Here is a 24433-nt window from a genome sequence, read left to right on the forward strand (position 1 = left end):
GATGCCGCAGCCCGGCATCGCGGGCCGGGCCGGCATGGCGCCGGGACGCAGCCGATTACAGCGCGGCCTGCCCGTCCGCGCCGGCGCCCGCGCCCGGGGGCGAGGGCAGCCGGTACAGGCGCAGCTGGTGGCACAGGTCGCGGATGTCCTGGTGCGCCTCCTCCAGTCCCGGGCGCAGCACGCGGCGCGCGTCGCCGTCGCGGCAGTCGGCCAGCTGCAGCGCCTGCTCGGTCAGCGCTTCGAGCTCGCGTAGCGCCGTGGCCACGCCGTCGTCACGGTTGCACAGGTGCGCCACGCGCGCCTGGCGCGACTGCTCGCCCAGCCGCTGCAGGCATTCGCGCAGCTCGCCGGCCACGCCGCGCACCACGGTGCTGGCCTGCGCGGCCTGGGTCAGCTCGTTCTCGATCTTGGAGAGGCGGCGGTAGATCTCGGTGTGAGCGTCCATGGCGTCCCGATGAGGCAAGTCGCAGGAGGCGGCAAGCGCCGTGCCCAGCCAGGGCCGGGGCGATCCGGCCGCTTGGTTGCCCGGGCAACCGGATAGCGGCGCGCCGCGCGGCGTGGAGCATGCGCTTTTTTGGCGGCCTGGGCGAGAGGGCCGAAAAACTGTCATACAATGCGCCCCACGCCAACGACGCAGCGATGCTTCAAAGGCTCAGTCAATGAGCCAGCGAATGCGCCCATCGCCGCGTCGGCCGTCAGCGGCTGCTGATGGACACTCCGGTTGCAGTGATGCGCCGAATCCCCTGCGGGAATAGCTCAGTTGGTAGAGCGCAACCTTGCCAAGGTTGAGGTCGCGAGTTCGAGTCTCGTTTCCCGCTCCATCGTGTCCGTGCAGTTGTCCGCCCGATGGCCACTTCGGTTGCAGCGATGCGCCGGATCCTTTGCGGGAATAGCTCAGTTGGTAGAGCGCAACCTTGCCAAGGTTGAGGTCGCGAGTTCGAGTCTCGTTTCCCGCTCCATCGTGGTCCGCGCCGTGCCTTGGCCGAAGGCCCCTTCGTCCGCAGCGATGCGGCGAACCCTTTCGCGGGAATAGCTCAGTTGGTAGAGCGCAACCTTGCCAAGGTTGAGGTCGCGAGTTCGAGTCTCGTTTCCCGCTCCAGTTGCCCGAAGGCCGGCTCTCCGTGAGGAAGCCGGCCTTTTGCGTTGGGCCTTCGCGATGCCCCGGCGCCTCGCCTGGGAACGGTGCTTGCCGTGTCGGGGCGCACCGTCACTTCCCTTTCTGGAGCCGCCATGTTGCGCCCGCATCCCCGACCCTCCTCGCGGCCCATGTCCGGCCGGCCCTGGCTGCTGGCCGCCCTGGGCCTGGGCCTGGGCGCGGCGCTGCTGGGCGCGCCCGCTGGCGCGGCCGACAAGGCCGACCCCAAGACCGGTACGACCTTCAAGGCCGACAAGGACATGGCCTCGGTGCTCGACGCGCTCGCGGGCCTGAACCCGAAGCCCATCGAGACGCTCACGCCCGAGGAGGCGCGGCGCCAGCCCACGCCGGCCGACGCGGTCAAGGCGGTGCTCAGGATGAAGGGCCAGGAAACCGACCCGGCCCGGCTCGTGCCCGACGTCACGGCCGCGGACCGCACCGTGGCCGGCGCGGCCGGGCCGCTGCCCGCGCGCGTCTACACGCCCAAGGGCGCCGGCCCGTTCCCGGTGATCGTGTACTTCCACGGCGGCGGCTGGGTCATCGGCAGCAAGGAGGCCTACGACGGCGGCGCGCGCGCCATGGCGGGCCAGGCCAAGGCCATCGTGGTCTCGGTGGACTACCGCCTCGCGCCCGAGCACAAGTTCCCGGCCCAGCACGACGACGCGCTGGCCGCGTACCGCTGGGTGTCGGAGCATGCGGCCGAACTCAATGGCGACCCCAAGCGCCTGGCGCTGGCCGGCGAGAGCGCCGGCGGCAACCTGGCGCTGTCCACCGCCGTGGCGGCGCGCACGGCCGGGCTGACGCCGCCGCAGGCCATCGTCGCCGTCTATCCCGTGGTGCAGCTCACCGACACCAACACGCCCTCGTACCGCGACAGCGCCAACGCCAAGCCGCTGAACAAGGCCATGATGGGCTGGTTCGGCCAGCACGTGTTCGCCTCGAAGGAGCAGATGCAGGACCCGCGCGTGGACCTGCTGCGCGCCGACCTGAGCGGGCTGCCGCCGGTGGCGCTGATCAACGCGCAGATCGACCCGCTGCGCAGCGACGGCGACCTGCTGGTGGAGGCGCTGAAGAAGGCCAACGTCTCGCACAAGCAGCAGGTCTTCAAGGGCGTGACGCACGAGTTCTACGGCATGACGCCGGTGGTGGGCAACGCCAAGTCGGCGCAGGGCTTCGCGGCCAAGGAGCTGCGCCACGCTTTCGAGCGCTCGCTGCGCACCTCCGACTCCAAGCCCACCGAGGCCAAGCTCAAGGAATGAGCGCCTGATCCGGTAAACGAAAAAGCCCCGCATGGCGGGGCTTTCTCATGAGTGCCCTGCGCCGCGAGGGGCAGGGCCGGCTTGCAGTCAGGCCTTCTTGGCGGCGGCCTTCTTGGCCGGGGCCTTCTTCGCCGGCGCCTTGGCGGCGGCGGTCTTCACGGCGGCGGCCTTCTTGGCGGGAGCGGCGGCAGCCTTCTTGGCGGCGGCCTTCTTCGCCGGGGCCTTGGCGGCCTGCTTGGCGGCAGCCTTGTCGGCGCGGGCCTTGGCGAACTTCGGATCGACCAGGCCGGCCAGCGCGGTCGAGGGCGTGAACTTCACCAGCTTGCGCGCGGCGATCTTGATCTTGTCGCCGGTGCTGGGGTTGCGGCCCACGCGCGCGGCGCGCTGGCCCAGCTTGAAGCTGCCGAAGCCCGAGATCGCCACGGGCTTGCCCTTCTTGAGCTCGGTGCACAGCGCATCGATCACGGTGTCGAGCATGCGCGTGGCGGCAGCCTTGGAAAGTTCGTGCTTTTCAGCCACCAGGGCGGCGAGATCGTTGCGGTTCATGCGTCGGATGCGGGTTGGAAAGGCCCGATTGTGACATTGCGCGCGCATCGGCCCGCCGTGTCCCGAAGCTGGTTGCGCGTGCAATCAGGTGCCGCGCAAGCACGGTGCCCAGGCGCCTGCGCGCCGGCGCGGCCGCAAGCGGCCCCTGCCGGCGCGCGCTTTTGCCGGGCGCGCGCCGAAAACGCCCGTGGCCAGCGGGCAGGCGCGCCGCTTGCAGCGGCCTGTGCCTTCCTGACTGAAGGAGGCGCCATGAGCCCCGCCGATCCCCCTGCCGACTCCTCGTCCGCCCCGATCCCCGAAGGCATCAAGCCCGACGCCGCGCCCGACGCCACCGCCACGCCCGCGCCGGTGGACTGGTCCGAGGAGTCCACCGCGGGCGAGGAGGACCCGGGCGCCAGCCTCGACCTCGCGCTCGATCCGCCGCCGCAGCAGCCGCCCCCGGACTCGCTGCCGCCGGCGGCCCCGGCCCGCTGAGCCGGCGTGCCCGCCATGGCCGCTGCGAGGCATGGCCGGCACGCCTGTTGCGTGGCACTGACATCTGCTTACCGGCGTGGTCGAAGGAAGCCATTGCGCGGGCCCGTAGGATGCGGGCCCTTCGATGTCATGCCACGGGAGTCTTGAATGGGTTCGCCCAGCCACGAGGGCACTGCGGCCCTGGACAAGGCGCTGGATGTGCTCGACGCCATCGGCCACGCGCCGCAAGGCCTGAGCCAGGCCGAGCTGTCGGCGCGGCTGCAGCTGCCGCGCACCACGCTGTACCGGCTGCTGGCCGCGCTGGTGGCGCGCGACCTGGTGCGGCGCGACCCGCTGCGCCGCGTCTATGCGCTGGGGCTGCGCTGCTTCGAGTACGCGCGCGCGGCCTACGCCATGCCGGACCTGGTGGCCGCGGCCGGGCTGGAGTTGCGCGCGCTGCGCGACCTCACCGGCGAGACCTCCTACCTGTGCGCGCTCGACGGCATGGAGACGCTGCTGCTGGAGCGCTGCGACGGCGCGCACGGCCAGCGCTCGGCCTCGGCGCTGGGCCAGCGCAAGCCGCTGCACTGCACCAGCCAGGGCAAGGCGATGCTGGCGGCGATGCCGCCGGCGCAGCGCGACGCGCTGGTGCGCGAGCTGCCGCTGACGGCGGCGACACCCAACACCATCACCGACCGGCGCCGGCTGCAGGCCGAGCTCAAGCTCACGGCCGCGCGCGGCTGGGCGCTGGACGACGAGGAGATCGTGCCGGGCGTGCGCTGCGTGGGCGCGCCGATCCTGGACGACGAGGGGCGGCTGCGCGGTGCCATCAGCGTGGCCGGGCCGGCCTTCCGGCTTACGCGCGAGCGGCTGGAGCTGCTGGGCCCGGAGCTGGTGCAGGCCGCGCGCCGCGTGGGCGCGCAACTGCAGGCCGTGCGCGCCGTGCCCGCGCCGGGCGAGGCCGAGGCCGTGGCGGGCGAGCGTGCCTTTTGCGGGCGCTTTCCGCGCTGGTCCGCGCGCGGGCAGCGGCTGCTGTGGGCCGACACGCTGGCGCCGGCCGTGCACGCGCTGGGGGCGGACGGCGCCGACCGGGTGCTGGGCGACGCCGACGCGCCCATCGAGGCGCTGCTGCCGCACCGGCGCGGCGCGCTGCTGGCGCTGGCGGAAGGGTGGCTGCTGCTCGACGGTGACGGCGCGGCGCGGCCGCTGACCGGGCTGCCGCGGCGGCGGCTGCTGGCCGCGTGCGTGCGCGACGACGGCAGCCTGTGGGCCTGCGCCGCCGAGGGCGAGCGCTGGCGCGTGGCGCTGCTGCACCCGTCGGGCGAGCTCGGCGGCGGCTGGCTGCTGGGCGAGCCGGTGTGCGCGCTGGCCTGGGACGCGCAGGGCGCGCTGGTGGCCGCGGCGCCGGAATCGGGCACGCTGTACCGGCTGGAGGAGGGCGGCGCGGGAGGCGGCGTGCGCCGCCTGGCCACCGTGCCGCGGGCGTCGGGGCGGCTGTCCGGGCTGGCGCTGGATGCGGAAGGCGGCATCTGGACCGCGCTGCGCGAGGGCTGGAACGTGATGCGCTTTGCCGCGGACGGCAGCGTGGACCGGGTGCTGGGTCTGCCCGTGCCCAGCCCGACGGACCTGGCCTTCGGCGGTCCGGGCCTGGACCAGCTCTACGTCACCAGCGCGCGCGACGGCGTGCCGCTGGAGGCGCTGGCCAACGCGCCGCTGTCGGGGCGGCTGTTCCGGCTGCAGCCGGGCGTGGCGGGGCTGGCGCTGGGCGAGCTGGACTGGCCGGTGGACTGATCAGGGGTCAGCCCAGCTTCACCCCGCGCCGCGCCGCCATGTCGCGGCCCATCGCGTCGCGCCGCGCGGCGCCGTCCTGGGCCGCGTCCTGCAGCGCCTGCGCCCCGGGAAACGCCAGCCCGTCCTCCAGTTCCAGGTGCCCGTCGTGCGCCCGCACGAAGGCGTCGGCCGCCGCGTCGAGCCCCGGCGGCACCTCGCCGCGCTGCAGCGCCTGCAGCAGCGGCTCCAGCGCCGCCCAGGTGGCGCGGATGCGCCCGTGGTCGGCCAGCATGCGTTGCGCGGCCTCGCGCAGCCGCGCATCGCCGCTGGCGCTCAGTACCGGCACGACGTGGCGCTCCTCGTCCTCGTGGTGCGCCGGGGCGGCCACGTTGAAATAGCGCGCCACGTCGCGCGCGGCGTCGCGGGCCTGCGCGTCGGTGCCGTGCGCAGCCACGTGCGCGGCCAGGCGCTGCAGCAGGTCCAGGCTGCGGCGCACCCGGTCATGGCAGGCGGCGAGCACCTCGAAGGGCGCGTCGAAGCCGGCGGCCGGGCTGTGCAGTCCGGGAAAAGAAGATGTATTGCGCATGCCGGAATTGTCATGCTGCACCCGCACAGGCGACGGTTGATCTGCCGCAAGCCCGTGGCGCGGGGGCTGGGAGACCATGCAGGCCACATCCTCGGACCGCACCGCACCTTTCGGCCATGTCATCCCTTACCGCTTCTCCGCTGGTCACCCCGGGCCTGGCCCGGAACGCCGCGCGCGCGGCCACGCGCAGCACGGTTTCGCGCCGCAGTTGGGCCGCGTTGCTGGACGCCCCCGGGCTGGGCACGGTGGAGGCCCAGGCGCTGGACGCCATCGCCCAGCAGCGCAGCGTGGCCGCGGGCTCGCTCATCTACACCCGCCGCGACCCGGCCCAGGCGCTGGTGGCGCTGGTCGAGGGTGACGCGGCGCTGGGCCTGCGCCAGGTGGCCGATGGCCAGTTCCGCATCGAACGCATGCTGCACGCGCCGGGCTGGCTGGACCTGGCCTCGGCCTGGCTGTCGGGCACCCACGCCCTGGACGCGCTGGCCGTCTCCGACGTCACGGTGCTGGAGCTGCCGCGCACCGCGCTGAGCGCGCTGCTCGACGACGACGCGCACCTGGGCGGGCTGCTGATCCAGGCGCTGGCGCGCGAGGTGCGCACCCTCACGCTCAACACCCACGAGCTGATGCACAAGGACGCGCCGGCGCGGCTGGCGGCCTGGCTGCACCAGCGCTGCGCGCCCGTGCCCGAAGTGCCGCACCAGGCGCAGGTGCACCTGCGCGAGCGCAAGCGCGACATCGCCTCGCAGCTGGCGATCACGCCCGAGACGCTGTCGCGGCTGATGCGCAGTTTCATGACGCAGGGCGTCATCGACGTGTCCGGCTACAACGTGCGCGTGCTGGACCTGCCGGCGCTGCGCAAGCTGGCGCAGGACGAGCCGGTCGCGGCCTGACGGGCCGGCACGGCAGCACCGTCTCCTTGCCGGTCCCTCTCCCGTCACGCGGGGGAGGGGCCTTTTTGCATCAGGCCGCGGCCTGACCGAACAGCCGCAGCAGCAGCTCGCGCACCCAGCGCTGCGCCGCGTCGGCCTCGAAGCGCCGGCTCCAGTGCAGCGACACGGTGAACTCGGGGCTGGGCAGCGCCGCCTCCAGCACCGCGCAGCCGCCGTGCGCGGCGAAGTCCAGCGCCACGTCGCGCGGCAGCACCGCCGCCAGCGCCGTGCTGCGCACGATGGCCGGCAGCGCCAGGAAGTTGCCGCAGGCCAGCCGCACCCGCTCCTGCAGGCCCAGCTGCTGCAGGATGCGCAGCGTCTCGCCGTGCGAGCGCACGGCCACGAACTCCAGCGCCTGCAGCGCCGCGGCGTCCACCGCGCCGGCCCGGGCGGCCAGCGGGTGCGCGGCGCTGACCAGCAGCACGTAGCGGTCGCGCAGCAGCGGCTGCTGGCGCGTCTCCAGCACCGTGGGCAGGAAGCCGATGGCGAAGTCCAGCTGTCCGCCGTCCAGCGCCGCGGCGATCTCGCCGTGCGGCCGCCACACGCTCTTCACCTCGATGCCCGGCGCCTCGCGCCCAAGCGCGGCCATCAGCGCCGGCAGGAAGCGCGCCTCGCCGATGTCGCTCAGGTGCAGCCGCAGCGCCATGCGCGAGGCCGCCGGGTCGAAGCGCTCGAACTCGCCCAGCGCCTGCTCCAGCGCGCCCAGCGCCGACTGCACCGCCGCCGCCAGCCGCTGCGCCCGCGGCGTGGGCCGCACGCCGCCGGCGGCGCGCATGAAGAGCGGGTCTTTCAACTGCAGCCGCAGCCGCGTCAGCCCCTGGCTGGCCGCCGGCTGCGACAGGTTCAGCGCCTCGGCGGCGCGGCTGACGTTGCGCAGCCGGTACACCGCGTCGAAGAGGCGCAGCAGGTTCAGGTCCAGGTGTTCCAGGTGCATGGCGGTGCAAGCCCGGCATGACGGCGGCGGCGATGGCAGCGCCACGGGCCTGCATCATGCATGGTGTGAATGAGACTTAGAAGGATCATCTTATTGAAGCATGAGCGGCGGCTGCGCACACTGGCCTTCCCATGCCTGCCGTTGAAAGCCTGCCCATGAGCACCCCCGCCGCGCCGCGCCCGACCGTGCGCGAAGCCGTGATCGCGCTGCTGCGCGACTTCGGCATGACCAAGATCTTCGGCAACCCCGGCTCCACCGAGCTGCCGCTGTTCCTGGACTTCCCGGAAGACTTCTCCTACGTGCTGGGGCTGCAGGAGTCGGTGGTGGTGGGCATGGCCGACGGCCACGCCCAGGCCACGCGCAACGCCGCCTTCGTGAACCTGCACTCGGCCGCCGGCGTGGGCCACGCCATGGGCAACATCTTCACGGCCTTCAAGAACCGCACGCCGCTGGTCATCACGGCCGGGCAGCAGGCGCGCTCGATCCTGCCGTACGAGCCCTTCCTGTACTCGGGGCAGGCGACCGAGCTGGCGAAGCCCTACGTGAAGTGGAGCATCGAGCCGGCGCGCGCCGAGGACGTGCCGCACGCCATTGCGCGCGCCTACTACCTGGCGATGCTGCCGCCGCGCGGGCCGGTGCTGGTGTCCATCCCGTCGGACGACTGGAACCAGCCTTGCGAACCCGTCGCGCCGCGCCGCGTCAGCACCCAGCTGCGGCCGGAGCCGGCACTGCTGGAGGTCATCGGCGCGCAACTCGACGCCTGCGAGCGCCCGGCCTTCGTCATCGGCGCGGCGGTGGATCGCGACGAGGCATGGAACGAGACGGTCCGATTGGCCGAGGCGCACAACGCGCGCGTGTTCGTGGCGCCCATGTCCGGGCGCTGCGGCTTCCCGGAGGACCACCCGCTCTTCGCCGGCTTCCTGCCGGCCATGCGCGAGCGCATCGTCGCCAAGCTCGCCGGGCACGATTTCGTCTTCGCCATCGGCGCGCCGGCGTTCACGTACCACGTCGAAGGGCAGGGGCCGCACGTGCCCGACGGCGCGGCGCTGGCGCAGCTGATCGACGACCCGGCCACGGCGAGCTGGACGCCGCTGGGCACCTCGGCCGTGGGCAGCATCCGCCTGGGATTGCAGGACTTGTTGGCCCGCCCGGCGCCCAAGGCCCGGCCGCTGCCGGCGCCGCGCCCGGCGCGGCCGCGCGCCGAGGCGCCCGCGCCGGGGCAGCGGCTACCGGTGGCTTACGTGCTGCAGACGCTGGACGAACTGCGCCCGCGCGACTCGATCGTGGTGGAGGAGGCGCCCAGCGCCCGGCCCGTCATGCACGAGCACCTGCCGATCTACGAATCCGAAACCTTCTACACGATGTGCAGCGGCGGCCTGGGACACTCGATGCCGGCCGCCGTGGGCGTGGCGATGGCCAAGCCGGGCCGGCGCGTGATCGGGCTCATCGGCGACGGCTCGGCGATGTACTCGATCCAGGCGCTGTGGAGCGCGGCGCAGATGAAGCTGCCCATCGCCTTCGTGATCCTGAAGAACCGCCGCTATGCCGCGCTGCAGGAATTTGCCGGCGTGTTCGGTTTCAAGCCGGGCGAACGGCTCGAAGGCACGGATCTGCCGGACCTGGACTTCGCCGGCCTGGCCCGCGCGCAGGGCGTGCAGGGCGTGCGCGTGGAGACGGCGGCGCAGCTGCGCGACGCGCTCGCGTCCGCGCTTTGCTCCGCGGGGCCGGTGCTGATGGAAGTCGAAGTTGCTTGAGGGAGCGGGTTTCCCGTTCGCCCTGAGGTATCGAAGGGGACCGCGGCCGGGGCAGGGTTCGGCCCGCATGCGGGCCTCCTACCCACGGCTTGACATGACATGACACGAGCAAGAGGAGACAAGCCATGAACCGCATCGACATGCTCATCAACGGCGAGGCCTGCCGCGCCGGCAACGGCGCCACGTTCGAGCGCCGCAACCCGCTCGACGGGGCGGTCGCCACCGAGGCGCCGGCTGCGACGAAGGCCGACGCGCTGGCCGCGGTGGCCGCCGCGGCCGAGGCCTTCAAGAGCTGGTCGCTCACGGGCCCGGGCGAGCGCCGCGCGCTGCTCAACAAGGCGGCCGACGCGCTGGAAGGCCAGGGCGACGCCTTCGCGCAGGCGATGGCGGCGGAGACGGGCAGCTCGGCGATCTGGGCCGGCTTCAACGTGCACCTGGCGGCCGACATGCTGCGCGAGGCCGCGGCCATCACCACGCAGATCTCGGGCGAGGTGATCCCGTCGAACGTCCCCGGCAGCGTGGCCATGGCCGTGCGCCAGCCCGCGGGCGTGGTGCTGGCCATCGCGCCGTGGAACGCGCCGGTGATCCTGTCGGTGCGCGCCATCGCCGTGGCGCTGGCCTGCGGCAACACGGTGGTGCTCAAGGGCAGCGAGATCTGCCCCGCGACGCACGGCCTCATCGTGCAGGCCTGCCAGGCCGCGGGCTTCCCGCGCGGGGTGGTGAACTTCGTCACCAACGCGCCGGCGGACGCGGGCGAGATCGTCGAGGCCATGGTGGCGCACCCGGCGGTGCGGCGCGTCAACTTCACCGGCTCGACGCGCGTGGGAAAGCTCATCGCCGCGACCTGCGCGAAGTACCTCAAGCGCAGCGTGCTGGAACTCGGCGGCAAGGCGCCGCTGGTGGTACTGGACGACGCCGACGTGGACGCGGCCGTGGCGGCGGCCACCTTCGGCGCCTTCGCCAACTCGGGGCAGATCTGCATGTCCACCGAGCGGCTGATCGTGGACGAGGCGGTGGCCGACGCGTTCGTGGCCAAGCTCGCGGAGCGGGCGAAGTCGCTGCCGCTGGGCGACCCGCGCAAAGGGCCGGTGGTGCTCGGGTCGGTGGTGGACATGGCCACCGTGCACCGCTGCAACGAGCTGATCGACGACGCGCTCGCCAAGGGCGCGCGGCTGGCGTGCGGCGGCAAGGCCGACAGCACGCTCATGCCCGCGACGCTGCTGGACGGCGTGACGCGCGAGATGCGCATCTATCACGAGGAAAGCTTCGCACCGGTGAAGGCGATCGTGCGCGTGCAGGGCGTCGAGGCGGCGGTGGCCTGCGCCAACGACAACGACTACGGCCTCTCGGCCGCGGTGTTCGGGCGCGACGTGGCGCGCGCGCTGCAGGTGGCGCAGCGCATCGAGAGCGGCATCTGCCACGTCAACGGCCCGACCGTGCACGACGAGGCGCAGATGCCCTTTGGCGGCGTCAAGGGCAGCGGCTGGGGCCGCTTCGGCGGCAAGGCCGGCATCGACGAGTTCACCGAGCTGCGCTGGATCACGGTGCAGACCGGCCAACGCCACTACCCGTTCTGAGGAAGGCTCCATGAGCAAGCAGATACGCGCCCTGGCGCTGGCCGCAGCTTGTGCCCTGGCCGGCGCAACCGCCTGGGCGCAAGGCCCGCAGTGGCCGGCCAAGCCGGTGAAGATGATCGTGAACTTCCCGCCCGGCGGCGCGGCCGACCAGATCGGGCGCGCCATCGCGCAGCCGCTGCAGGAGGCGCTGGGCCAGCCGGTGGTCGTCGAGAACCGCGGCGGCTCCGGCGGCAACCTGGGCGGCGAGGCGGTGGCCAAGGCGCCGCCCGACGGCTACACGCTGCTGATGAGCTCCGGCGGCATGGTGGCGGTGAACCCGCACATCTATCCCAAGATGAGCTTCGACCCGGTCAAGGACCTCACGCCGGTGGCCGCCGCGGCGCGGGTGCTGGTGTTCCTGGTGGTGCGCGCCGACAGCCCGATCCGGGACTTCAAGGGGCTCATTGCCGACCTCAAGGCGCACCCGGGCCAGCGCGCCTTCGGCACGCCGGGCAACGGCAGCTCGCCGCACCTCGCCACCGAGATGATGAAGAGCCAGGCCGGCGTGGACGCCACGCACGTGCCCTACCGCGGCGCGGCGCCGGCGCTGACGGACCTGCTCGGCGGCCAGGTGGACTTCCTGTTCGACCCCGGCGTGGCCGTGCCGCACATCAAGGCCGGCAAGCTGCGCGTGCTGGCCGTGGGCAGCCCGAAGCGCTCGCCGCTGTTCCCCGACGTGCCCACGCTGGACGAGTCCGGCCTCAAGGGCTTCGACGCCGACAGCTATTTCGGCGTCTACGCCCCGGCGGGCACGCCGGCCGAGGTGGTGAACCGGCTCAACGCCGAGGTGAACAGGATCATCGCCACGCCGGCCTTCCGCGAGCGCGTGGCGCAGCTCGGCGGCGTGCCCGCGCCCATGACGCCGGCGCAGTTCGGCGCCACGGCGGCGCAGGACTCGAAGCGCTTCGGGGCGATCATCCGGGAGCGGCACATCGTGGGGGATTGACGCCGGATGCCATTGCGGCGGGGGGCATCGGCCCCGCGCGGGCGGCGCCCTTGCGCCGGCCCGTACACTTTCGGCCCTCAGGGTTCCCACCAATAAGACCGCCTCAAGGCGGACCCTGGCCCCGCTCCCACCGCAACCGGACATCCCCATGAAACACGCACTTCGAATCACCGCCCTGGCCGCGCTGGCCGTTGCCGCGCAGGCCGCCTCGGCGCAGGAGCTGGTCGTCAGGATCGGCCACGTGGCCGCCACCAGCGGCGGCGCCGCCCACCTCGGCAAGGACAACGAGAACGGCGTGCGCATGGCCCTGGACGAGCTCAATGCCAAGGGCCTGACCATCGGCGGCAGGAAGGCGAAATTCGAGCTGCTGGCCGAGGACGACGCCGCCGACCCGAAGCAGGGCACCGCTGCCGCGCAGAAGCTGGTGGACGCCAAGGTCAACGGCGTCGTCGGCCACCTCAACTCCGGCACCGCCATTCCCGCGTCGCGCATCTACAGCGACGCCGGCATCCCGCAGATCGCGCCCTCGGTGACCAACCCCAAGTACACCGCCCAGGGCTACAAGACCACCTTCCGCATGGTGGCCAACGACGCGCAGCTCGGCGGCACGCTGGGCCGCTACGCGGTGGAGAAGCTCAAGGCCAGGACCATCGTCGTGATCGACGACCGCACCGCCTACGGCCAGGGCGTGGCCAACGAGTTCGAGAAGGCCGCCAAGGCCGCGGGCGCGAACATCGCCAAGCGCGAGTTCACCAACGACAAGGCCACCGACTTCACCGCCATCCTGACCTCCGTGAAGGCGGCCAAGCCCGACGTGGTGTTCTTCGGCGGCATGGATGCCGTGGGCGGCCCGATGCTGCGCCAGATGAAGCAGCTGGGCATCAACGCCAGGTTCATGGGCGGCGACGGCATCTGCACCGCCGAGCTGCCCAAGCTGGCCACGGGCGCGCTGGCCGACGACATGGTCACCTGCGCGGTGGCCGGCGGCGTGGAGGCCGGGCAGCGCGGCGCGCTGGACAAGTTCAAGGCCGACTACAGGAAGCGCTTCGGCCAGGACGTGCAGATCTACTCGCCCTACACCTACGACGCCACGATGGTGATGGCCGAGGCCATGGCCAAGGCCGGCTCGGCGGAGCCGGCCAAGTACCTGCCGGTACTGGCCGCCATCAGCACCAAGGGCGTCACCGGCCCGATCGCCTTCGACGCCAAGGGCGACATCAAGAACGGCGCGCTCACGCTCTACACCTTCCGCGGCGGCGCGATGGCGGAGCTGGCGGTGGTGCGCTGACCGGCCGTTGACACGGCCTTGACGCGGGCGGGCCCACAGCCGGCCTGCCCGCCGTCAACGGGCCGCCGCAATGGCGGCCTACACTGCCTCGCATGCACTCCGCGGGCAGCCTGATCCTCATCGTCTTGCTCATCGCGCTCAGCGCGTTCTTCTCGGTGGCCGAGCTCTCCATGGCCTCGGCGCGGCGCCTGCGGCTGCGCCAGCTGGCCGACGACGGCGACGCGCGCGCGGCGGCGGTGCTCAAGGTGCAGGCGCAACCGGGCAGCTACTTCACGGTGGTGCAGATCGGGCAGAACATCGTCGCGATCCTGGCCGGCGTGGTGGGCGACGACGCGCTGGGCCCGGGACTGCGCGCGCTGCTTGACGGCCTCATGCCGCCGCGCGCGGCCGACGTGACCAGCTTCGCGCTTTCCTTCGGGGTGGTGACCTCGCTCTTCATCCTGCTGGCCGACCTGCTGCCCAAGCGGCTGGCGCTGGTCGAGCCCGAAGGGCTGGCGATGAAGCTGCTGGCGCCGATGCGCGTGGCCATGCTGCTGCTGCGCCCGGTGGTGTGGGTCTTCAACGGCCTGGCCAACGGCCTGGTGCGGCTGCTCGGGCTGCCCAAGGAGCGCGACGACCGCATCACCTCCGCCGACATCCTGGCGCTGACCGAGGCCGGCACCGAGGCCGGCGTGCTGCACGTGGGCGAGCAGGAGGTGATCGAGAACCTGCTGGAGCTGGAAACCCGCACGGTGGAGAGCGCGATGACCACGCGCGACCGCATCGTCTTCCTGCTGCAGGACGACCCGGAGGAGCTGATCCGCGCCCGCATCGCGGCCGAGCCGCATTCCACGTACCTGGTGTGCGACGAGCACATCGACCAGGTCGTGGGCTACGTCGATGCGGCGGACCTGTTCGCGCGCGTGCTGCGCCAGGAGCCGATCGTGCTGCAGGGCGAGGCGGCCAAGGGGCTGCTGCAGAAGGTGCTGATGGTGCCGGACCGGCTGACGCTGTCGGAAGTGCTGGCGCGCTTTCGCGAGGCGCACGAGGACTTCGCGGTGATCGTCAACGAGTACGGGCTGGTGGTGGGCGTGATCACGCTCAACGACGTGATGAGCACCGTCATGGGCAGCCTGGTGGGCGGCGGCGACGAGGAGCAGATCGTGCGCCGCGACGACGGCTCGTGGCTGATGGACGGCCTCACGCCCATCGGCGACGTGCTGCGCGCGCTGCACCTGGACCCGGCCGACCTGCCGCAGCGCGGCCAGTACGACACGCTGGCGGGCTTCCTGATGGTGATGCTGCGCCGCATCCCGCGCCGCACGGATCACACCACCTGGAACGGCTGGCGCTTCGAGGTCATCGACGTGGACCACACGCGGATTGACCAGGTGCTGGTGACGGGGGTGGCGGGGCAGCCCGCGGCGGCGGTGGAGGTGGCGGTGCGGGTTTGAGGCGGGGTGGCGCGATTTCAGGGAATCGCGCCAGAAATGCGCCACAAGTGCGCCACGGTCGTGGCGCAATTCGGGTTGGCTGTGCCCTTCAGGACGCCTGCTCGCGGTCCAGGCTGGAGAAATTGCTGATCCTCACGGCCCCGTCGGGAAAGCGCGCGATCACCTCCAGTTCGCCGCCCATGGCCTCGATGTGGCTGCGGAGCGTGGACAGGTACATGTCGGTGCGGCGTTCCAACTTGGCGATGCTCGGCTGCTGCACCTGCAGCACCTCGGCCAGCATCTTCTGCGACAGCCCACGGGCCTGTCGCAATTCGTTGAGCGGCATCTCGGCCAGCATCGCCTGCGCCTGGGCCTCGGCACGCGCCTGGGATTCAGGCGACATACGGGCGCGCAACTCCGTGAATTTTCTAGTCGTTGCCATCGATCAACCCTTCCTTTCGCAGTTGTTCCAGGTGCTCGTCATAGAGCTGGTCCGCCAGCGGAACATGGGTTTCGTACCAGCGGTTGTCGCCGGTCTTGTCGCCACCGATGAGCGGGATCGCGGCTCGGCGCGGGTCGAAGGCATAGAGGGTGCGCAACGGCCGGCCGGCATGCTGGGTGCGCAGCTCTCTCATGTGGCGGTGCCTGGAACCGTTGATGCCGCTGCTGTGAGGAAAGCCGAGCGCCGGCCCTCGCGCTTCAAGCAGGCGGACCGAGGCGTCCAGCGCCTCCTGTTCCGATTCGGACAAGGAGTGCCACCACAAGCCGAACTCGTCCGTGAACTCAACCTCCCATGTCATGCCTGGAATATAGCTTCGAAGGAATACATGGTGCCAAGGGTGCGAGAAATCAACAGAGTGATGCCGCGTGCAGCAGCTGTGCCACGACAGACACCGCAATCACCTCCGGCTCCTTGCCTTCAATGCCCGCAATCCCGATCGGGCAAGTCATCCGTGAAAGGGTTTCGGCCGGAATCCCGCGCGCCTCGAACCGGTGCAGGAACCGCGCCTTCTTGGTCTGCGACCCGATCAGCCCCAGGAAGCCGAAATCCCCACGCCGCAGCACCGCCTCGGTGATGCGCAAGTCCAGGTCGTGGTTGTGCGTGAGCACGAGATAGAAGGCGCCGGGCGCGGCGGTATCGACTTCACCTTCCACCGCGTCCACGCACACCTTCTCGATGTGCGGCGGCAGCGGCCCGTCCGGAAACTCCTCCTCGCGCTCGTCGATCCACTGCACCCGGCAGTCGATGCCGGACAGCAGCTTCACGATGGCACGGCCCACGTGGCCGGCGCCGTAGAGCTGCAAGGTAAAGCGCGGCTGCGGCGCCGGCCAGTGCGCCAGCACGGCGGCCGTCAGCGGCTCGAAGGCCAGCGTCACCGCGCCGCCGCAGCACTGGCCCAGCGCCGGGCCCAGCGGGTAGTGTTTTTCTCGCGGCAGCGTCTCGCCGGCTGCGAGCATTGAGCGCGCCAGCTGGATCGCCTGCAGCTCCAGGTGCCCGCCGCCCACCGTGCCGGCGCAGTGCCGGGCGCTGACCAGCATGCGCGCGCCGGCCTCGCGCGGCGCGGAGCCGCGCGCCTGCGCCACGCGCACCTCGATGGCCGGCTCACCGCGCGCGAGCCACTCGCGCGCCGTCGCCTGCAGCGCGGCGGTGCTCACGACACCGCCTCCGTTTCAGGCGCCGGCTGAGCCGCCTGCGCCCGCGCCGCGTGCACGGCGTCCACCGCATCCAGCACGGCCTCGGCCGTGGCCGGGGCGCGCAGCGGCGGGTCGATGCGGTGCGCGCCCACCGCGGAGACGGCGTCGCGGATGGCGTGCCACACGCTGAAGCCCAGCAGCAGCGGCGGCTCGCCCACGGCCTTGCTGCGGTGGATGCTGTCGGCCACGTTCGTGTTCTCGAACAGCCGCGTGTTGAACACGGCCGGCAGGTCGTTGGCGGTGGGGATCTTGTAGGTGCTGGGCGCGTGGGTGAGCAGGGCGCCGGTCTTGGGGTGCCAGATCAACTCCTCCATGGTCAGCCAGCCCATGCCCTGCGTGAAGGCGCCTTCGACCTGCCCCACGTCCAGGGCCGGGTTCAGCGACTGGCCCACGTCGTGCAGCAGGTCGGCGCGCAAGAGCTTCGACTCGCCGGTGAGCGTGTCCACCACCACCTCCGACACCGCGGCGCCGAAGGCGAAATAGTAGAAGGGCCGGCCCTTCATCGCCTTCGGGTCCCAGTGCAGGCCCGGGGTGGCGTAGAAGCCGTCGCTCCACAGCTGCACGCGCGCCAGGTAGGCGGCGATCAGCACGTCCTCGATCGGCAGGCGCTGGCCGTTCACCTCGACGTGGTCGTCGATGAAGCGCACGTCCTGCGCCGCGCCGCCGTGCTTGCCGGCGACGAAGGCCGCCAGCCGCTCGCGGATCTGCCGCGCCGCGTCCTGTGCGGCCTTGCCGTTGAGGTCGCTCCCGGTGGACGCCGCCGTCGCGGAGGTGTTCACCACCTTGAAGGTGTCGGTCGCCGTGACGCGGATGCGGCTGAAGCTCAGGCCCAGCTCGTGCGCCACCACCTGCGCCACCTTGGTGTTGAGGCCCTGGCCCATCTCCGTGCCGCCATGGTTCACCAGGCAGGAACCGTCGCTGTAGAGGTGCACCAGCGCGCCGGCCTGGTTCAGGTGCTGCACGTTGAAGCTGATGCCGAATTTCACGGGCGTCAGCGCGAGGCCGCGCTTGAGCACCGGGCTCTGCGCGTTCCAGGCCGCGATCTCGGCGCGCCGCGCCTGGTAGTTCGACGTCGCTTCCAGCTCCGCCACCAGCGGCGCGATCACGTTGCCTTCGACCCGCTGCTCGTAGGGCGTCACGTCGCGCTCGCCCACGCCGTAGAAGTTGGCGCGGCGCACCTCCAGCGGGTCGCGGCCCAGGCGGCGCGCGATGGTGTCCATCAGGTGCTCGACGGCGTAGGCGCCCTGCGGGCCGCCGAAGCCGCGAAACGCGGTGTTGCTCTGCGTGTTGGTGCGCGCGCAATACCCGTGCATGGCCACGTGCGGCAGCCAGTAGGCGTTGTCGAAGTGGCACAGGGCCCGGCCCATCACGGCCGACGACAGGTCCGCGCTCCAGCCGGCGTTGGTCAGCATCTCGACCTCGACGCCCAGCACGCGGCCCTCGGCGTCGAAACCCGCTTCCAGCGAGAACTCGAAGCCGTGGCGCCGGCCGGTGATCATGAAGTCGTCGTCGCGGTCCGGCCGCAGCTTCACCGGCCGGCCCAGCTTGAACGCGCCCAGCGCCGCGATGCTGGCGAAGACGGCCGATTGGGACTCCTTGCCGCCGAAGCCGCCGCCCATGCGCCGGCACTCGACCTGCACGTGGTGCTTGTGCTTGCCCAGCATGTGCGCCACCACGTGCTGCATTTCGCTCGGGTGCTGCGTGGAGCAGTGCACCTTGAAGCCGCCGTCCTCCTGCGGCACGGCATAGCTGATCTGGCCCTCCAGGTAGAACTGCTCCTGGCCGCCGAGGGTGAAGCTGTCGCGCAGCTTGTGGGGCGCGGCGTCGATGGCGGCGCGGGCGTCGCCGCGCACCAGGTGCATCGGCGGCACCACGTACTGGCCGCGCGCATGCGCCTCGCGCGCGGTGAGGATCGGCTCCAGCGGCTCGATGTCGAGCACCTGCTTCGCCAGCGCCGCGGCGCGGCGCGCCAGCTCGCGCTCGGTGGCGATCACGGCGAACACCACCTGGCCCAGGTAGTGCACCTCGCCGGCGGCCAGGATCGGCTCGTCGTGGACGATCGCGCCGCAGTCGTTGGCGCCGGGAATGTCCGCGGCGGTCAGCACCGCCACCACGCCCGGCTGCGCGCGCAGCCTGTCGAGGTCGATCGAGCGGATGCGCCCATGCGCCACCGGCGACAGGCCCAGCGCCGCGTGCAGCGTGCCGGCGACCTCGGGGATGTCGTCCACGTAAGGCGCGGCGCCGGCCACGTGCAGGTGCGCGGACTCGTGCGGGCGCGGCACGCCGACGCGGGCGGCCGGGGCGGCGGCGGTGTTCGGGCTGGTGGTCAGAAAGCTTTCGACGGCTCGGTTCATGGTGATCCTCAACAAGTTTTCCGTTCGGGCTGAGCCTGTCGAAGCCCTGTTGCCGGGCCGGGCTGCAGGCCCTTCGACAAGCTCAGGGCGAACGGAGAAATGGGGTCAGGCTGCCGCCCACACGCTGCCCGCCTCCACCGGCAGCGGCACCGCGTCGGTGCGCGTCTGCAGCCAGAGCTTGAGCAGCAGGTTCTGCGCCACGCGCAGCCGGTAGCTGGCGCTGGCGCGCTGGTCGGTCAGCGGGGTGAAGTCGCGCGCCAGCGCCGCCATCGCCGCCTGCGCGGTGGCCTCCGTCCAGGCCTGGCCGATGACGGCGGCCTCGGCCTGCGCCGCGCGCTTCACGATGGCCGCCATGCCGCCGAAGACGAAGCGCGCGTCCTTGACGCGATCGCCGTCAAGCTCCAGCCGCAGCGCGGCGCACACGGCGGAGATGTCACTGTCGTAGCGCTTGGAGATTTTCCAGACGCGCACGACGGCCTGCGGCGCCGGGCGCGGCACCTCGATGGCCTGCAGCAGCTCGCCCGGCTCCAGCCGGTTCTTCATGTAGTCCACGTAGAACTCGCCGATGGGCAGCCGGCGCTCCACGGCGCCCTTGCGCAGCACCAGCGTGGCGTCCAGCGCCATCAGCACCGGGGCGCCGTCGCCGATGGGCGAGCCGTTGGCGACGTTGCCGCCCAGCGTGCCGGCATGGCGCACCGGCGGCGAGGCAAAGCGCAGGAACACCTCGCGCAACTCCGGCACGAGGCGGCTCAGCGCGCCCCAGGCGTCCTCCAGCGAGGCGGCGGCGCCGATGCTCAACGTGCCGTCCTCCAGCGCCTCGATGCGCTGCAGCTCCTTCACCTCGCCGACATACAGCAGCTCGGCCAGCGGGCGGAATTGCTTGTTGTGCCACAGGCCGATGTCGGTGGCGCCGGCCAGCAGCGTCGCCTGCGGATGCGCCTCGCGCAGCGCGGCCAGGTCGTCGAGCGTGCGCGGCGCCTCGAAGCCGGGCAAGGACAGCGGCGCGTCGGCCTGCAGCTCTTTCAAGGCCCGCACGATCGGGGCGGTGTCCAGGCGCGCGGGGGCGATCTCGAACATCTTCTGCCCCGCGTCCAGGATCGGCCGGTAGCCGGTGCAGCGGCACAGGTTGCCGGCGAGCTCGTCGGCCAAATCCTGGCGCGTGGGCCGCGTGCCGGCCTCGCAATGGCGCTCGTAGCAGGCGGTGAGCGACATGGCGAAGCCGGGGGTGCAGAAGCCGCATTGCGAGCCGTGGCAGTCCACCAGCGCCTGCTGCACCGGGTGGAGGCTGCCGCCCGCGATGGCCTTGAGGTCTTCCACCGTCAGCAGCGCCTTGCCGTCGAGCGTGGGCAGGAAGCGGATGCAGGCGTTGACGCTGCGCAGGCGCAGGCCCTGGACCACGTCCGGCCCGGGCGCGTCGGCCAGCTCGGCCACGACCACGGTGCAGGCGCCGCAGTCGCCCTCGTTGCAGCCTTCCTTGGTGCCGGTGCAGGCCGCGTCCTCGCGCAGCCACTGCAGCACGCTGCGGGTGGGGCTGGCCTGCACCGAGACGATGCGGCCTTGGTGGAAAAAGCGGATGGGGCGCGGCGGGGTGTTCATGGCTGTAAAGGTACACGCTGCGGCGCCTCGGGCTATACGATGAAACGCATCCCGTGTATGGATTCGGACGTATGGCGAACGCTCCTGCTTTGGACAAGATCGAGCTCCAACTCGTCAAGGTCCTGCACACCGTGATCACCGAACGCAGCGTCTCGCGCGCCGCCCTGAAGCTGGGCAGCACGCAACCCGCCGTCAGCGCGCAGCTGCGGCGGCTGCGCCATCTGGTGGGTGATCCGCTGCTGGTGCGCGCGGGGCAGGGCATGGTGCCCACGCCCCTGGCGCAGGAGCTGCTGGAGCCCGCCGGCGAGCTGCTGCGCCACGCCGCCACGCTGTTCGGCGGCGCGGGGGCGCGCGCCTTCGAGCCGGCCACGGCGCGGCAGTCCTTCCGCATCGCCGCCAGCGACTACCTCGACCCGCTGTTCCTGCCCGCGCTGGTGCAGCGGCTCAAGACCGAGGCGCCGGGCATCGAGCTGGAGATCCACGCGCTGTCCGGCGCCTACGACTACCGCCGGGCGCTGGCGCGCGGCGAGGTCGAATTGGTCATCGGCAACTGGCTGCAGCCGCCGGGCGAGCTGCATCTGGCGCGGTTGTTCAGCGACGAAGTCGTGTGCCTGGTGGCACGCGACCATCCCGCAGCGCGCAACCCGCGCGGCTGGACGGCCGAGCGCTACCTGGCCGCCGAGCACGTCGCGCCCACGCCGCTGCACCCGGGCGCGCGCGGCGTGATCGACGAGTTCCTCGATGCGCAGGGCCTGACGCGCCGCGTCGCGGTGCGCAGCCCGTACTTCGGGCTGGCGCCGCTGATGGTGGCGCGCTCGCTGCTGGTGCTGACCACCGGGCGGCTGTTCTGCAGCCGCTACGCCGAGCGGCTGCCGGTGCAGGTGGTGAAGTGCCCTGTGAATTTCCCGCCGCTGAGCTACTACCAGCTCTGGCACGACCGCACCCATGCCTCGCCCGCGGCGCGCTGGCTGCGCGAGTTGGTGAGGGACGTGGTGCGCGAGCTGGTCGCGCAGGCCCAGGCCCCGCGCAAGCGCAACACACCAGATTCACCCGACATTCCGGACTCCCGGGAGGAAACCGCATGACCACCCGCCGCCTCGCCCTGCGCGCCGACCTGCTCGACATCACGGCCGACCCGGGCCTGTCCGCCGTGGACACGCCGGCCCTGCGCTTCGACGCCGACACCTGGCTGCTGGTCGAGGACGGCCGCATCGCGGGGCGCACCCGCGAGACGCCGGGCGAGGACTGGGACAAGCGCGATTTCACGGGCCGGCTGCTGCTGCCGGGCTTCATCGACACGCACGTGCACTGCCCGCAGCTCGACGTGATCGCCAGCCACGGCGAGGCGCTGCTGCCCTGGCTGGAGCGCTACGTGTTCCCGGCCGAGCGCCGCTTCGCCGAGGCCCAGGCCGCGCGCGAGGGCGCCGACCGCTTCCTGGACCTGCTGCTGGCGCACGGCACCACCTCGGCGGTGGTGTTCCCGACCGTGCACAAGGTGTCGGTGGAAGCCCTGTTCGAGGCTGCCGCGGGCCACGGCATGCGCCTGGTCACCGGCAAGGTGCTGATGGACCGGCACGTGCCCGACTACCTGAGCGACGACGTGGCGGGTGCCGAGCGCGACTGCACCGAGCTGATCGAGCGCTGGCACGGCAAGGGCCGCGCGGCCTACGCGCTCACGCCGCGCTTCGCGCCCACCAGCACCCCGGCGCAGCTGGACATGGCCGGGCGGCTGCTGAGCCGTTACGAAGGCACCTACATGCACACCCACGTGGCCGAGAACCGCGACGAGGTGCGCTGGGTGGCGGAGCTGTTCCCGCAGGCGCGCAGCTACCTGGACGTGTACGCCGCGCATGGGCTCCTGAACGAGCGCTCGGTGCTGGCGCACGGTATCTGGCTTGACGACGGCGACCGCGCGCTGCTGGCCGACAGCGGCGCGCACGTCGCGCACTGCCCGACCTCGAACCTGTTCCTGGGCAGCGGGCTGCTGGACTGGGTCAAGCTGCAGGACGCCGGCGTGGCCGTGTCGCTGGCCACCGACGTGGGCGCGGGCACGACGCTGTCGATGACGCGCACGCTGGCCGAGGCCTACAAGGTGCAGGCGCTGCAGGGCGTGAAGCTCTCGGCCTGGAAGGCCCTTTATGCCGCCACGCGCGGCGCGGCGCGCGCGCTGCGGCTGGAGCACGAGATCGGCACGCTGGACGTGGGCGCGACGGCCGACCTGGCGCTGTGGGACTGGGCGCACGGGCCGCTGGCGCAGCACCGCGACCGCCTCGCGCGCGAGCTGCACGAGCGCGTGTTCGCCTGGATGACGCTGGGCGACGAGCGCAACCTGGTGTCGGCGTGGGTGGCGGGCACGGAGCGGTGGAGGCGGGGGTGAGCCGGTCTGGCCCGGCGCTGCAGTTGTGTCAGCCACGAACGCAGGAAAAGTTGCTGGTTGTTGTTGGCCGTGAGCTGGTCCGTCCCGCCAACTACTTCGTCATCCCCGCGCAGGCGGGGATCCAGGCGGTCCCCAGGTCAGCCGCTGGCTGAGGCGCAGCGCCCGCCGTGTCCTGAGCCTGGGTCAGCCGACTGACCAGCTATCGGCTGCTTGGGGGCCGCCTGGATTCCCGCCTTCGCGGGAATGACGAAGTAAAGAGCGCGGCGCCCTGGCTTCCGGGCTGCCGACAGCGTTTGTTTTTTTGTCGTGTTCCTTCCGTCATCAAGCGCCGCAGAGCGCCCCTTTCCATCCACCAAGGAGACAAGCCCATGGCCCTGCCCGAATCCACCTTGCCCGGTGGGCGCATCGTCGCGCCCATCGCACCCAACCCGGAGACCGCCATGCCCGACCCTGCCGCCGTGGGCTCCAACCGCTCGCTGGTGGAGCGGCTGTTCAAGCTGCGCGAGCACGGCACGACCGTGCGCACCGAGATCGTGGCCGGGCTGACCACCTTCCTGACGATGGCCTACATCGTCTTCGTCAACCCGACCATCCTGGCCGACGCCGGCATGCCGCGCGAGGCGGTGTTCGTTGCCACCTGCCTGATTGCCGCGCTGGGCACGCTGGTCATGGGGCTGCTGGCCAACTACCCGATCGCCCTGGCGCCCGGCATGGGCCTCAACGCCTACTTCGCCTACGTGGTGGTGCAGGGCATGGGCTACCCGTGGCAGGTGGCGCTGGGCGCGGTCTTCATCTCCGGCTGCCTGTTCCTGGCGGTGACGGTGCTGCGGCTGCGCGAGTACATCATTCGCGGCATACCGCACTCGCTGCGCGTGGCGATCACGGTGGGCATCGGCATGTTCCTGGCGCTGATCGCGCTCAAGAGCGCGGGCATCGTCGCGCCGAGCAAGGCCACCTTCGTGACGCTGGGCGACGTGCACCAGGCGCCGGTGGTGCTGGCCGTGATCGGCTTCGTGCTGATCGTGGTGCTGGACCAGTTCCGCATCCGCGGCGCGATCCTGTGGGGCATCGTGGCGGTGACGCTGCTGAGCTTCTTCTTCGCCGGCAACCGCTTTCAGGGCGTGTTCTCGGCGCCGCCCTCGATCGAGCCGACCTTCCTGCAGCTCGACATCTCCGGCGCGCTGGCCGCGGGCGTGCTCAACGTGGTGCTGGTGTTCTTCCTGGTCGAGCTCTTCGACGCCACCGGCACGCTCATGGGCGTGGCCAAGCGCGCCGGGCTGCTCAAGGAAGGGAAGATGGACCGCATGAACAAGGCGCTGCTGGCCGACAGCGGCGCGATCTTCGCCGGCTCGATGCTGGGCACCTCCAGCACCACGGCCTACATCGAGAGCGCCACGGGCGTGCAGGCCGGCGGGCGCACGGGCCTCACGGCGGTGACGGTGGCGGTGCTGTTCCTGGCCTGCCTGTTCATCGCGCCGTTGGCCGGCGCGGTGCCGGCCTACGCCACTGCGCCGGCGCTGTTCTTCGTGGCCTGCCTGATGCTGCGCGAGCTCACCGAGCTGAACTGGGACGACAGCACCGAGGTCATCCCGGCCGCGGTGACGGCGCTGGCCATGCCCTTCACCTACTCCATCGCCAACGGCCTGGCCTTCGGCTTCATCACCTACGCGCTGCTCAAGCTGCTCACGGGGCAGGCGAAGCAGGTGCACTTCATGAGCTGGCTGATCGCGGCGGTGTTCCTGTTCAAGTTCGTGTGGGTGGGGGGGCATTGAGAGGGGGAAGG

General features: G+C 71.9%; 21 protein-coding genes and 3 tRNA genes. 15 read left to right on the plus strand and 9 right to left on the minus strand.

Going from position 1 to position 24433, the window contains the following annotated elements:
• Positions 1 to 55: 55 nt before the first annotated feature.
• The gene (locus FJ694_RS19035) at positions 56 to 445 is read right to left on the minus strand and encodes a hypothetical protein (RefSeq protein ID WP_157268902.1); all 390 of its coding nucleotides are present in this window, start codon (positions 443 to 445) and stop codon (positions 56 to 58) included.
• Positions 446 to 745: 300 nt separating this feature from the next.
• Between FJ694_RS19035 and FJ694_RS19040 the strand changes: the two genes are divergently transcribed.
• From FJ694_RS19040 to FJ694_RS19055, 4 genes are all read left to right on the plus strand, one after another.
• A tRNA-Gly gene (locus FJ694_RS19040) sits at positions 746 to 821 on the plus strand.
• 62 nt (positions 822 to 883) lie between these two features.
• Positions 884 to 959, plus strand: a tRNA-Gly gene (locus FJ694_RS19045).
• Between the two features lie 64 nt (positions 960 to 1023).
• A tRNA-Gly gene (locus FJ694_RS19050) sits at positions 1024 to 1099 on the plus strand.
• Between the two features lie 131 nt (positions 1100 to 1230).
• Positions 1231 to 2394, plus strand: a complete 1164-nt coding sequence (locus tag FJ694_RS19055) for an alpha/beta hydrolase (protein ID WP_232540118.1) — start codon at positions 1231 to 1233, stop codon at positions 2392 to 2394.
• A gap of 87 nt (positions 2395 to 2481) precedes the next feature.
• On the opposite strand, the gene FJ694_RS19060 is transcribed toward FJ694_RS19055, so the two are convergent.
• Positions 2482 to 2988 carry an HU family DNA-binding protein gene (locus tag FJ694_RS19060; RefSeq protein ID WP_375140234.1) on the minus strand — a complete coding sequence of 169 codons (507 nt, stop codon included), beginning with the start codon at positions 2986 to 2988 and terminating at the stop codon, positions 2482 to 2484.
• Between the two features lie 201 nt (positions 2989 to 3189).
• Between FJ694_RS19060 and FJ694_RS19065 the strand changes: the two genes are divergently transcribed.
• Both FJ694_RS19065 and FJ694_RS19070 read left to right on the plus strand, forming a co-directional pair.
• Positions 3190 to 3414, plus strand: a complete 225-nt coding sequence (locus tag FJ694_RS19065) for a hypothetical protein (protein WP_157268904.1) — start codon at positions 3190 to 3192, stop codon at positions 3412 to 3414.
• Between the two features lie 147 nt (positions 3415 to 3561).
• On the plus strand, positions 3562 to 5184 hold the full coding sequence (locus FJ694_RS19070; protein WP_157268905.1) for an IclR family transcriptional regulator domain-containing protein: 1623 nt from the start codon (positions 3562 to 3564) through the stop codon (positions 5182 to 5184).
• A 7-nt stretch (positions 5185 to 5191) separates the two neighbouring features.
• On the opposite strand, the gene FJ694_RS19075 is transcribed toward FJ694_RS19070, so the two are convergent.
• Positions 5192 to 5749: a hemerythrin domain-containing protein gene (locus tag FJ694_RS19075; RefSeq protein ID WP_157268906.1), complete on the minus strand. Its 558-nt coding sequence runs from the start codon at positions 5747 to 5749 to the stop codon at positions 5192 to 5194.
• Between the two features lie 116 nt (positions 5750 to 5865).
• Here FJ694_RS19075 and FJ694_RS19080 point away from each other — a divergent pair, with 116 nt between their 5' ends.
• The gene (locus FJ694_RS19080; protein WP_157268907.1) at positions 5866 to 6639 is read left to right on the plus strand and encodes a Crp/Fnr family transcriptional regulator; all 774 of its coding nucleotides are present in this window, start codon (positions 5866 to 5868) and stop codon (positions 6637 to 6639) included.
• A gap of 70 nt (positions 6640 to 6709) precedes the next feature.
• Here FJ694_RS19080 and FJ694_RS19085 read toward each other — a convergent pair whose 3' ends face one another.
• On the minus strand, positions 6710 to 7612 hold the full coding sequence (locus tag FJ694_RS19085) for a LysR family transcriptional regulator (RefSeq protein ID WP_157268908.1): 903 nt from the start codon (positions 7610 to 7612) through the stop codon (positions 6710 to 6712).
• A gap of 155 nt (positions 7613 to 7767) precedes the next feature.
• On the opposite strand from FJ694_RS19085, the gene mdlC reads away from it, so the two are divergent.
• The 5 genes from mdlC to paeA all read left to right on the plus strand — a co-directional run bounded on the left by mdlC (position 7768) and on the right by paeA (position 14649).
• On the plus strand, positions 7768 to 9366 hold the full coding sequence (mdlC, locus tag FJ694_RS19090; protein ID WP_157268909.1) for a benzoylformate decarboxylase: 1599 nt from the start codon (positions 7768 to 7770) through the stop codon (positions 9364 to 9366).
• Positions 9367 to 9491: 125 nt separating this feature from the next.
• Positions 9492 to 10943 (plus strand): aldehyde dehydrogenase, encoded by a 1452-nt coding sequence (locus FJ694_RS19095; protein ID WP_157268910.1) that lies wholly within the window; start codon positions 9492 to 9494, stop codon positions 10941 to 10943.
• 10 nt (positions 10944 to 10953) lie between these two features.
• Positions 10954 to 11928, plus strand: coding sequence for a Bug family tripartite tricarboxylate transporter substrate binding protein (locus FJ694_RS19100; protein ID WP_157268911.1), 975 nt, complete (start codon positions 10954 to 10956; stop codon positions 11926 to 11928).
• 148 nt (positions 11929 to 12076) lie between these two features.
• Positions 12077 to 13216 (plus strand): branched-chain amino acid ABC transporter substrate-binding protein, encoded by a 1140-nt coding sequence (locus tag FJ694_RS19105; RefSeq protein ID WP_157268912.1) that lies wholly within the window; start codon positions 12077 to 12079, stop codon positions 13214 to 13216.
• A 92-nt stretch (positions 13217 to 13308) separates the two neighbouring features.
• Positions 13309 to 14649, plus strand: coding sequence for a polyamine export protein PaeA (gene paeA / locus FJ694_RS19110; protein ID WP_157268913.1), 1341 nt, complete (start codon positions 13309 to 13311; stop codon positions 14647 to 14649).
• Positions 14650 to 14737: 88 nt separating this feature from the next.
• On the opposite strand, the gene FJ694_RS19115 is transcribed toward paeA, so the two are convergent.
• The 5 genes from FJ694_RS19115 to xdhA all read right to left on the minus strand — a co-directional run bounded on the left by FJ694_RS19115 (position 14738) and on the right by xdhA (position 20273).
• Positions 14738 to 15031, minus strand: coding sequence for an XRE family transcriptional regulator (locus FJ694_RS19115; RefSeq protein WP_157268914.1), 294 nt, complete (start codon positions 15029 to 15031; stop codon positions 14738 to 14740).
• Positions 15032 to 15056: 25 nt separating this feature from the next.
• Positions 15057 to 15428, minus strand: coding sequence for a type II toxin-antitoxin system RelE/ParE family toxin (locus FJ694_RS19120; protein WP_157268915.1), 372 nt, complete (start codon positions 15426 to 15428; stop codon positions 15057 to 15059).
• 49 nt (positions 15429 to 15477) lie between these two features.
• Positions 15478 to 16284 (minus strand): xanthine dehydrogenase accessory protein XdhC, encoded by an 807-nt coding sequence (gene xdhC / locus FJ694_RS19125; protein ID WP_157268916.1) that lies wholly within the window; start codon positions 16282 to 16284, stop codon positions 15478 to 15480.
• Positions 16281 to 18677: a xanthine dehydrogenase molybdopterin binding subunit gene (xdhB, locus tag FJ694_RS19130; RefSeq protein ID WP_157268917.1), complete on the minus strand. Its 2397-nt coding sequence runs from the start codon at positions 18675 to 18677 to the stop codon at positions 16281 to 16283. The genes xdhC and xdhB overlap by 4 nt, the downstream gene beginning before the upstream one ends.
• 105 nt (positions 18678 to 18782) lie before the next feature.
• Positions 18783 to 20273, minus strand: coding sequence for a xanthine dehydrogenase small subunit (gene xdhA, locus FJ694_RS19135; protein WP_157268918.1), 1491 nt, complete (start codon positions 20271 to 20273; stop codon positions 18783 to 18785).
• 71 nt (positions 20274 to 20344) lie between these two features.
• Here xdhA and FJ694_RS19140 point away from each other — a divergent pair, with 71 nt between their 5' ends.
• From FJ694_RS19140 to FJ694_RS19150, 3 genes are all read left to right on the plus strand, one after another.
• Positions 20345 to 21358 (plus strand): LysR family transcriptional regulator, encoded by a 1014-nt coding sequence (locus FJ694_RS19140; RefSeq protein WP_157268919.1) that lies wholly within the window; start codon positions 20345 to 20347, stop codon positions 21356 to 21358.
• Positions 21355 to 22650 (plus strand): guanine deaminase, encoded by a 1296-nt coding sequence (gene guaD / locus FJ694_RS19145; protein ID WP_157268920.1) that lies wholly within the window; start codon positions 21355 to 21357, stop codon positions 22648 to 22650. The genes FJ694_RS19140 and guaD overlap by 4 nt, the downstream gene beginning before the upstream one ends.
• 440 nt (positions 22651 to 23090) lie before the next feature.
• Entirely contained in the window at positions 23091 to 24422 is a 1332-nt protein-coding gene (locus tag FJ694_RS19150) for an NCS2 family permease (protein ID WP_232540120.1), read from the plus strand.
• Positions 24423 to 24433: the final 11 nt, after the last annotated feature.

It is taken from the genome of Azohydromonas aeria, assembly GCF_009760915.1.
GTDB classification, from domain to species: domain Bacteria; phylum Pseudomonadota; class Gammaproteobacteria; order Burkholderiales; family Burkholderiaceae_C; genus Azohydromonas; species Azohydromonas aeria.

What these genes read in the sequence shown, in the direction of transcription:
- xdhB (WP_157268917.1), bottom strand. Translation starts at nt 18,677, where the DNA reads ATGAACCGAGCCGTCGAAAGCTTTCTGACCACCAGCCCGAACACCGCC.
- FJ694_RS19100 (WP_157268911.1), top strand. Translation starts at nt 10,954, where the DNA reads ATGAGCAAGCAGATACGCGCCCTGGCGCTGGCCGCAGCTTGTGCCCTG.
- guaD (WP_157268920.1), top strand. Translation starts at nt 21,355, where the DNA reads ATGACCACCCGCCGCCTCGCCCTGCGCGCCGACCTGCTCGACATCACG.
- FJ694_RS19140 (WP_157268919.1), top strand. Translation starts at nt 20,345, where the DNA reads ATGGCGAACGCTCCTGCTTTGGACAAGATCGAGCTCCAACTCGTCAAG.
- FJ694_RS19055 (WP_232540118.1), top strand. Translation starts at nt 1,231, where the DNA reads ATGTTGCGCCCGCATCCCCGACCCTCCTCGCGGCCCATGTCCGGCCGG.
- xdhA (WP_157268918.1), bottom strand. Translation starts at nt 20,273, where the DNA reads ATGAACACCCCGCCGCGCCCCATCCGCTTTTTCCACCAAGGCCGCATC.
- FJ694_RS19150 (WP_232540120.1), top strand. Translation starts at nt 23,091, where the DNA reads ATGCCCGACCCTGCCGCCGTGGGCTCCAACCGCTCGCTGGTGGAGCGG.
- FJ694_RS19065 (WP_157268904.1), top strand. Translation starts at nt 3,190, where the DNA reads ATGAGCCCCGCCGATCCCCCTGCCGACTCCTCGTCCGCCCCGATCCCC.
- FJ694_RS19105 (WP_157268912.1), top strand. Translation starts at nt 12,077, where the DNA reads ATGAAACACGCACTTCGAATCACCGCCCTGGCCGCGCTGGCCGTTGCC.
- FJ694_RS19120 (WP_157268915.1), bottom strand. Translation starts at nt 15,428, where the DNA reads ATGACATGGGAGGTTGAGTTCACGGACGAGTTCGGCTTGTGGTGGCAC.
- FJ694_RS19060 (WP_375140234.1), bottom strand. Translation starts at nt 2,988, where the DNA reads ATGCGCGCGCAATGTCACAATCGGGCCTTTCCAACCCGCATCCGACGC.
- FJ694_RS19075 (WP_157268906.1), bottom strand. Translation starts at nt 5,749, where the DNA reads ATGCGCAATACATCTTCTTTTCCCGGACTGCACAGCCCGGCCGCCGGC.
- paeA (WP_157268913.1), top strand. Translation starts at nt 13,309, where the DNA reads ATGCACTCCGCGGGCAGCCTGATCCTCATCGTCTTGCTCATCGCGCTC.
- FJ694_RS19115 (WP_157268914.1), bottom strand. Translation starts at nt 15,031, where the DNA reads ATGTCGCCTGAATCCCAGGCGCGTGCCGAGGCCCAGGCGCAGGCGATG.
- FJ694_RS19080 (WP_157268907.1), top strand. Translation starts at nt 5,866, where the DNA reads ATGTCATCCCTTACCGCTTCTCCGCTGGTCACCCCGGGCCTGGCCCGG.
- mdlC (WP_157268909.1), top strand. Translation starts at nt 7,768, where the DNA reads ATGAGCACCCCCGCCGCGCCGCGCCCGACCGTGCGCGAAGCCGTGATC.
- FJ694_RS19035 (WP_157268902.1), bottom strand. Translation starts at nt 445, where the DNA reads ATGGACGCTCACACCGAGATCTACCGCCGCCTCTCCAAGATCGAGAAC.
- FJ694_RS19070 (WP_157268905.1), top strand. Translation starts at nt 3,562, where the DNA reads ATGGGTTCGCCCAGCCACGAGGGCACTGCGGCCCTGGACAAGGCGCTG.
- FJ694_RS19085 (WP_157268908.1), bottom strand. Translation starts at nt 7,612, where the DNA reads ATGCACCTGGAACACCTGGACCTGAACCTGCTGCGCCTCTTCGACGCG.
- FJ694_RS19095 (WP_157268910.1), top strand. Translation starts at nt 9,492, where the DNA reads ATGAACCGCATCGACATGCTCATCAACGGCGAGGCCTGCCGCGCCGGC.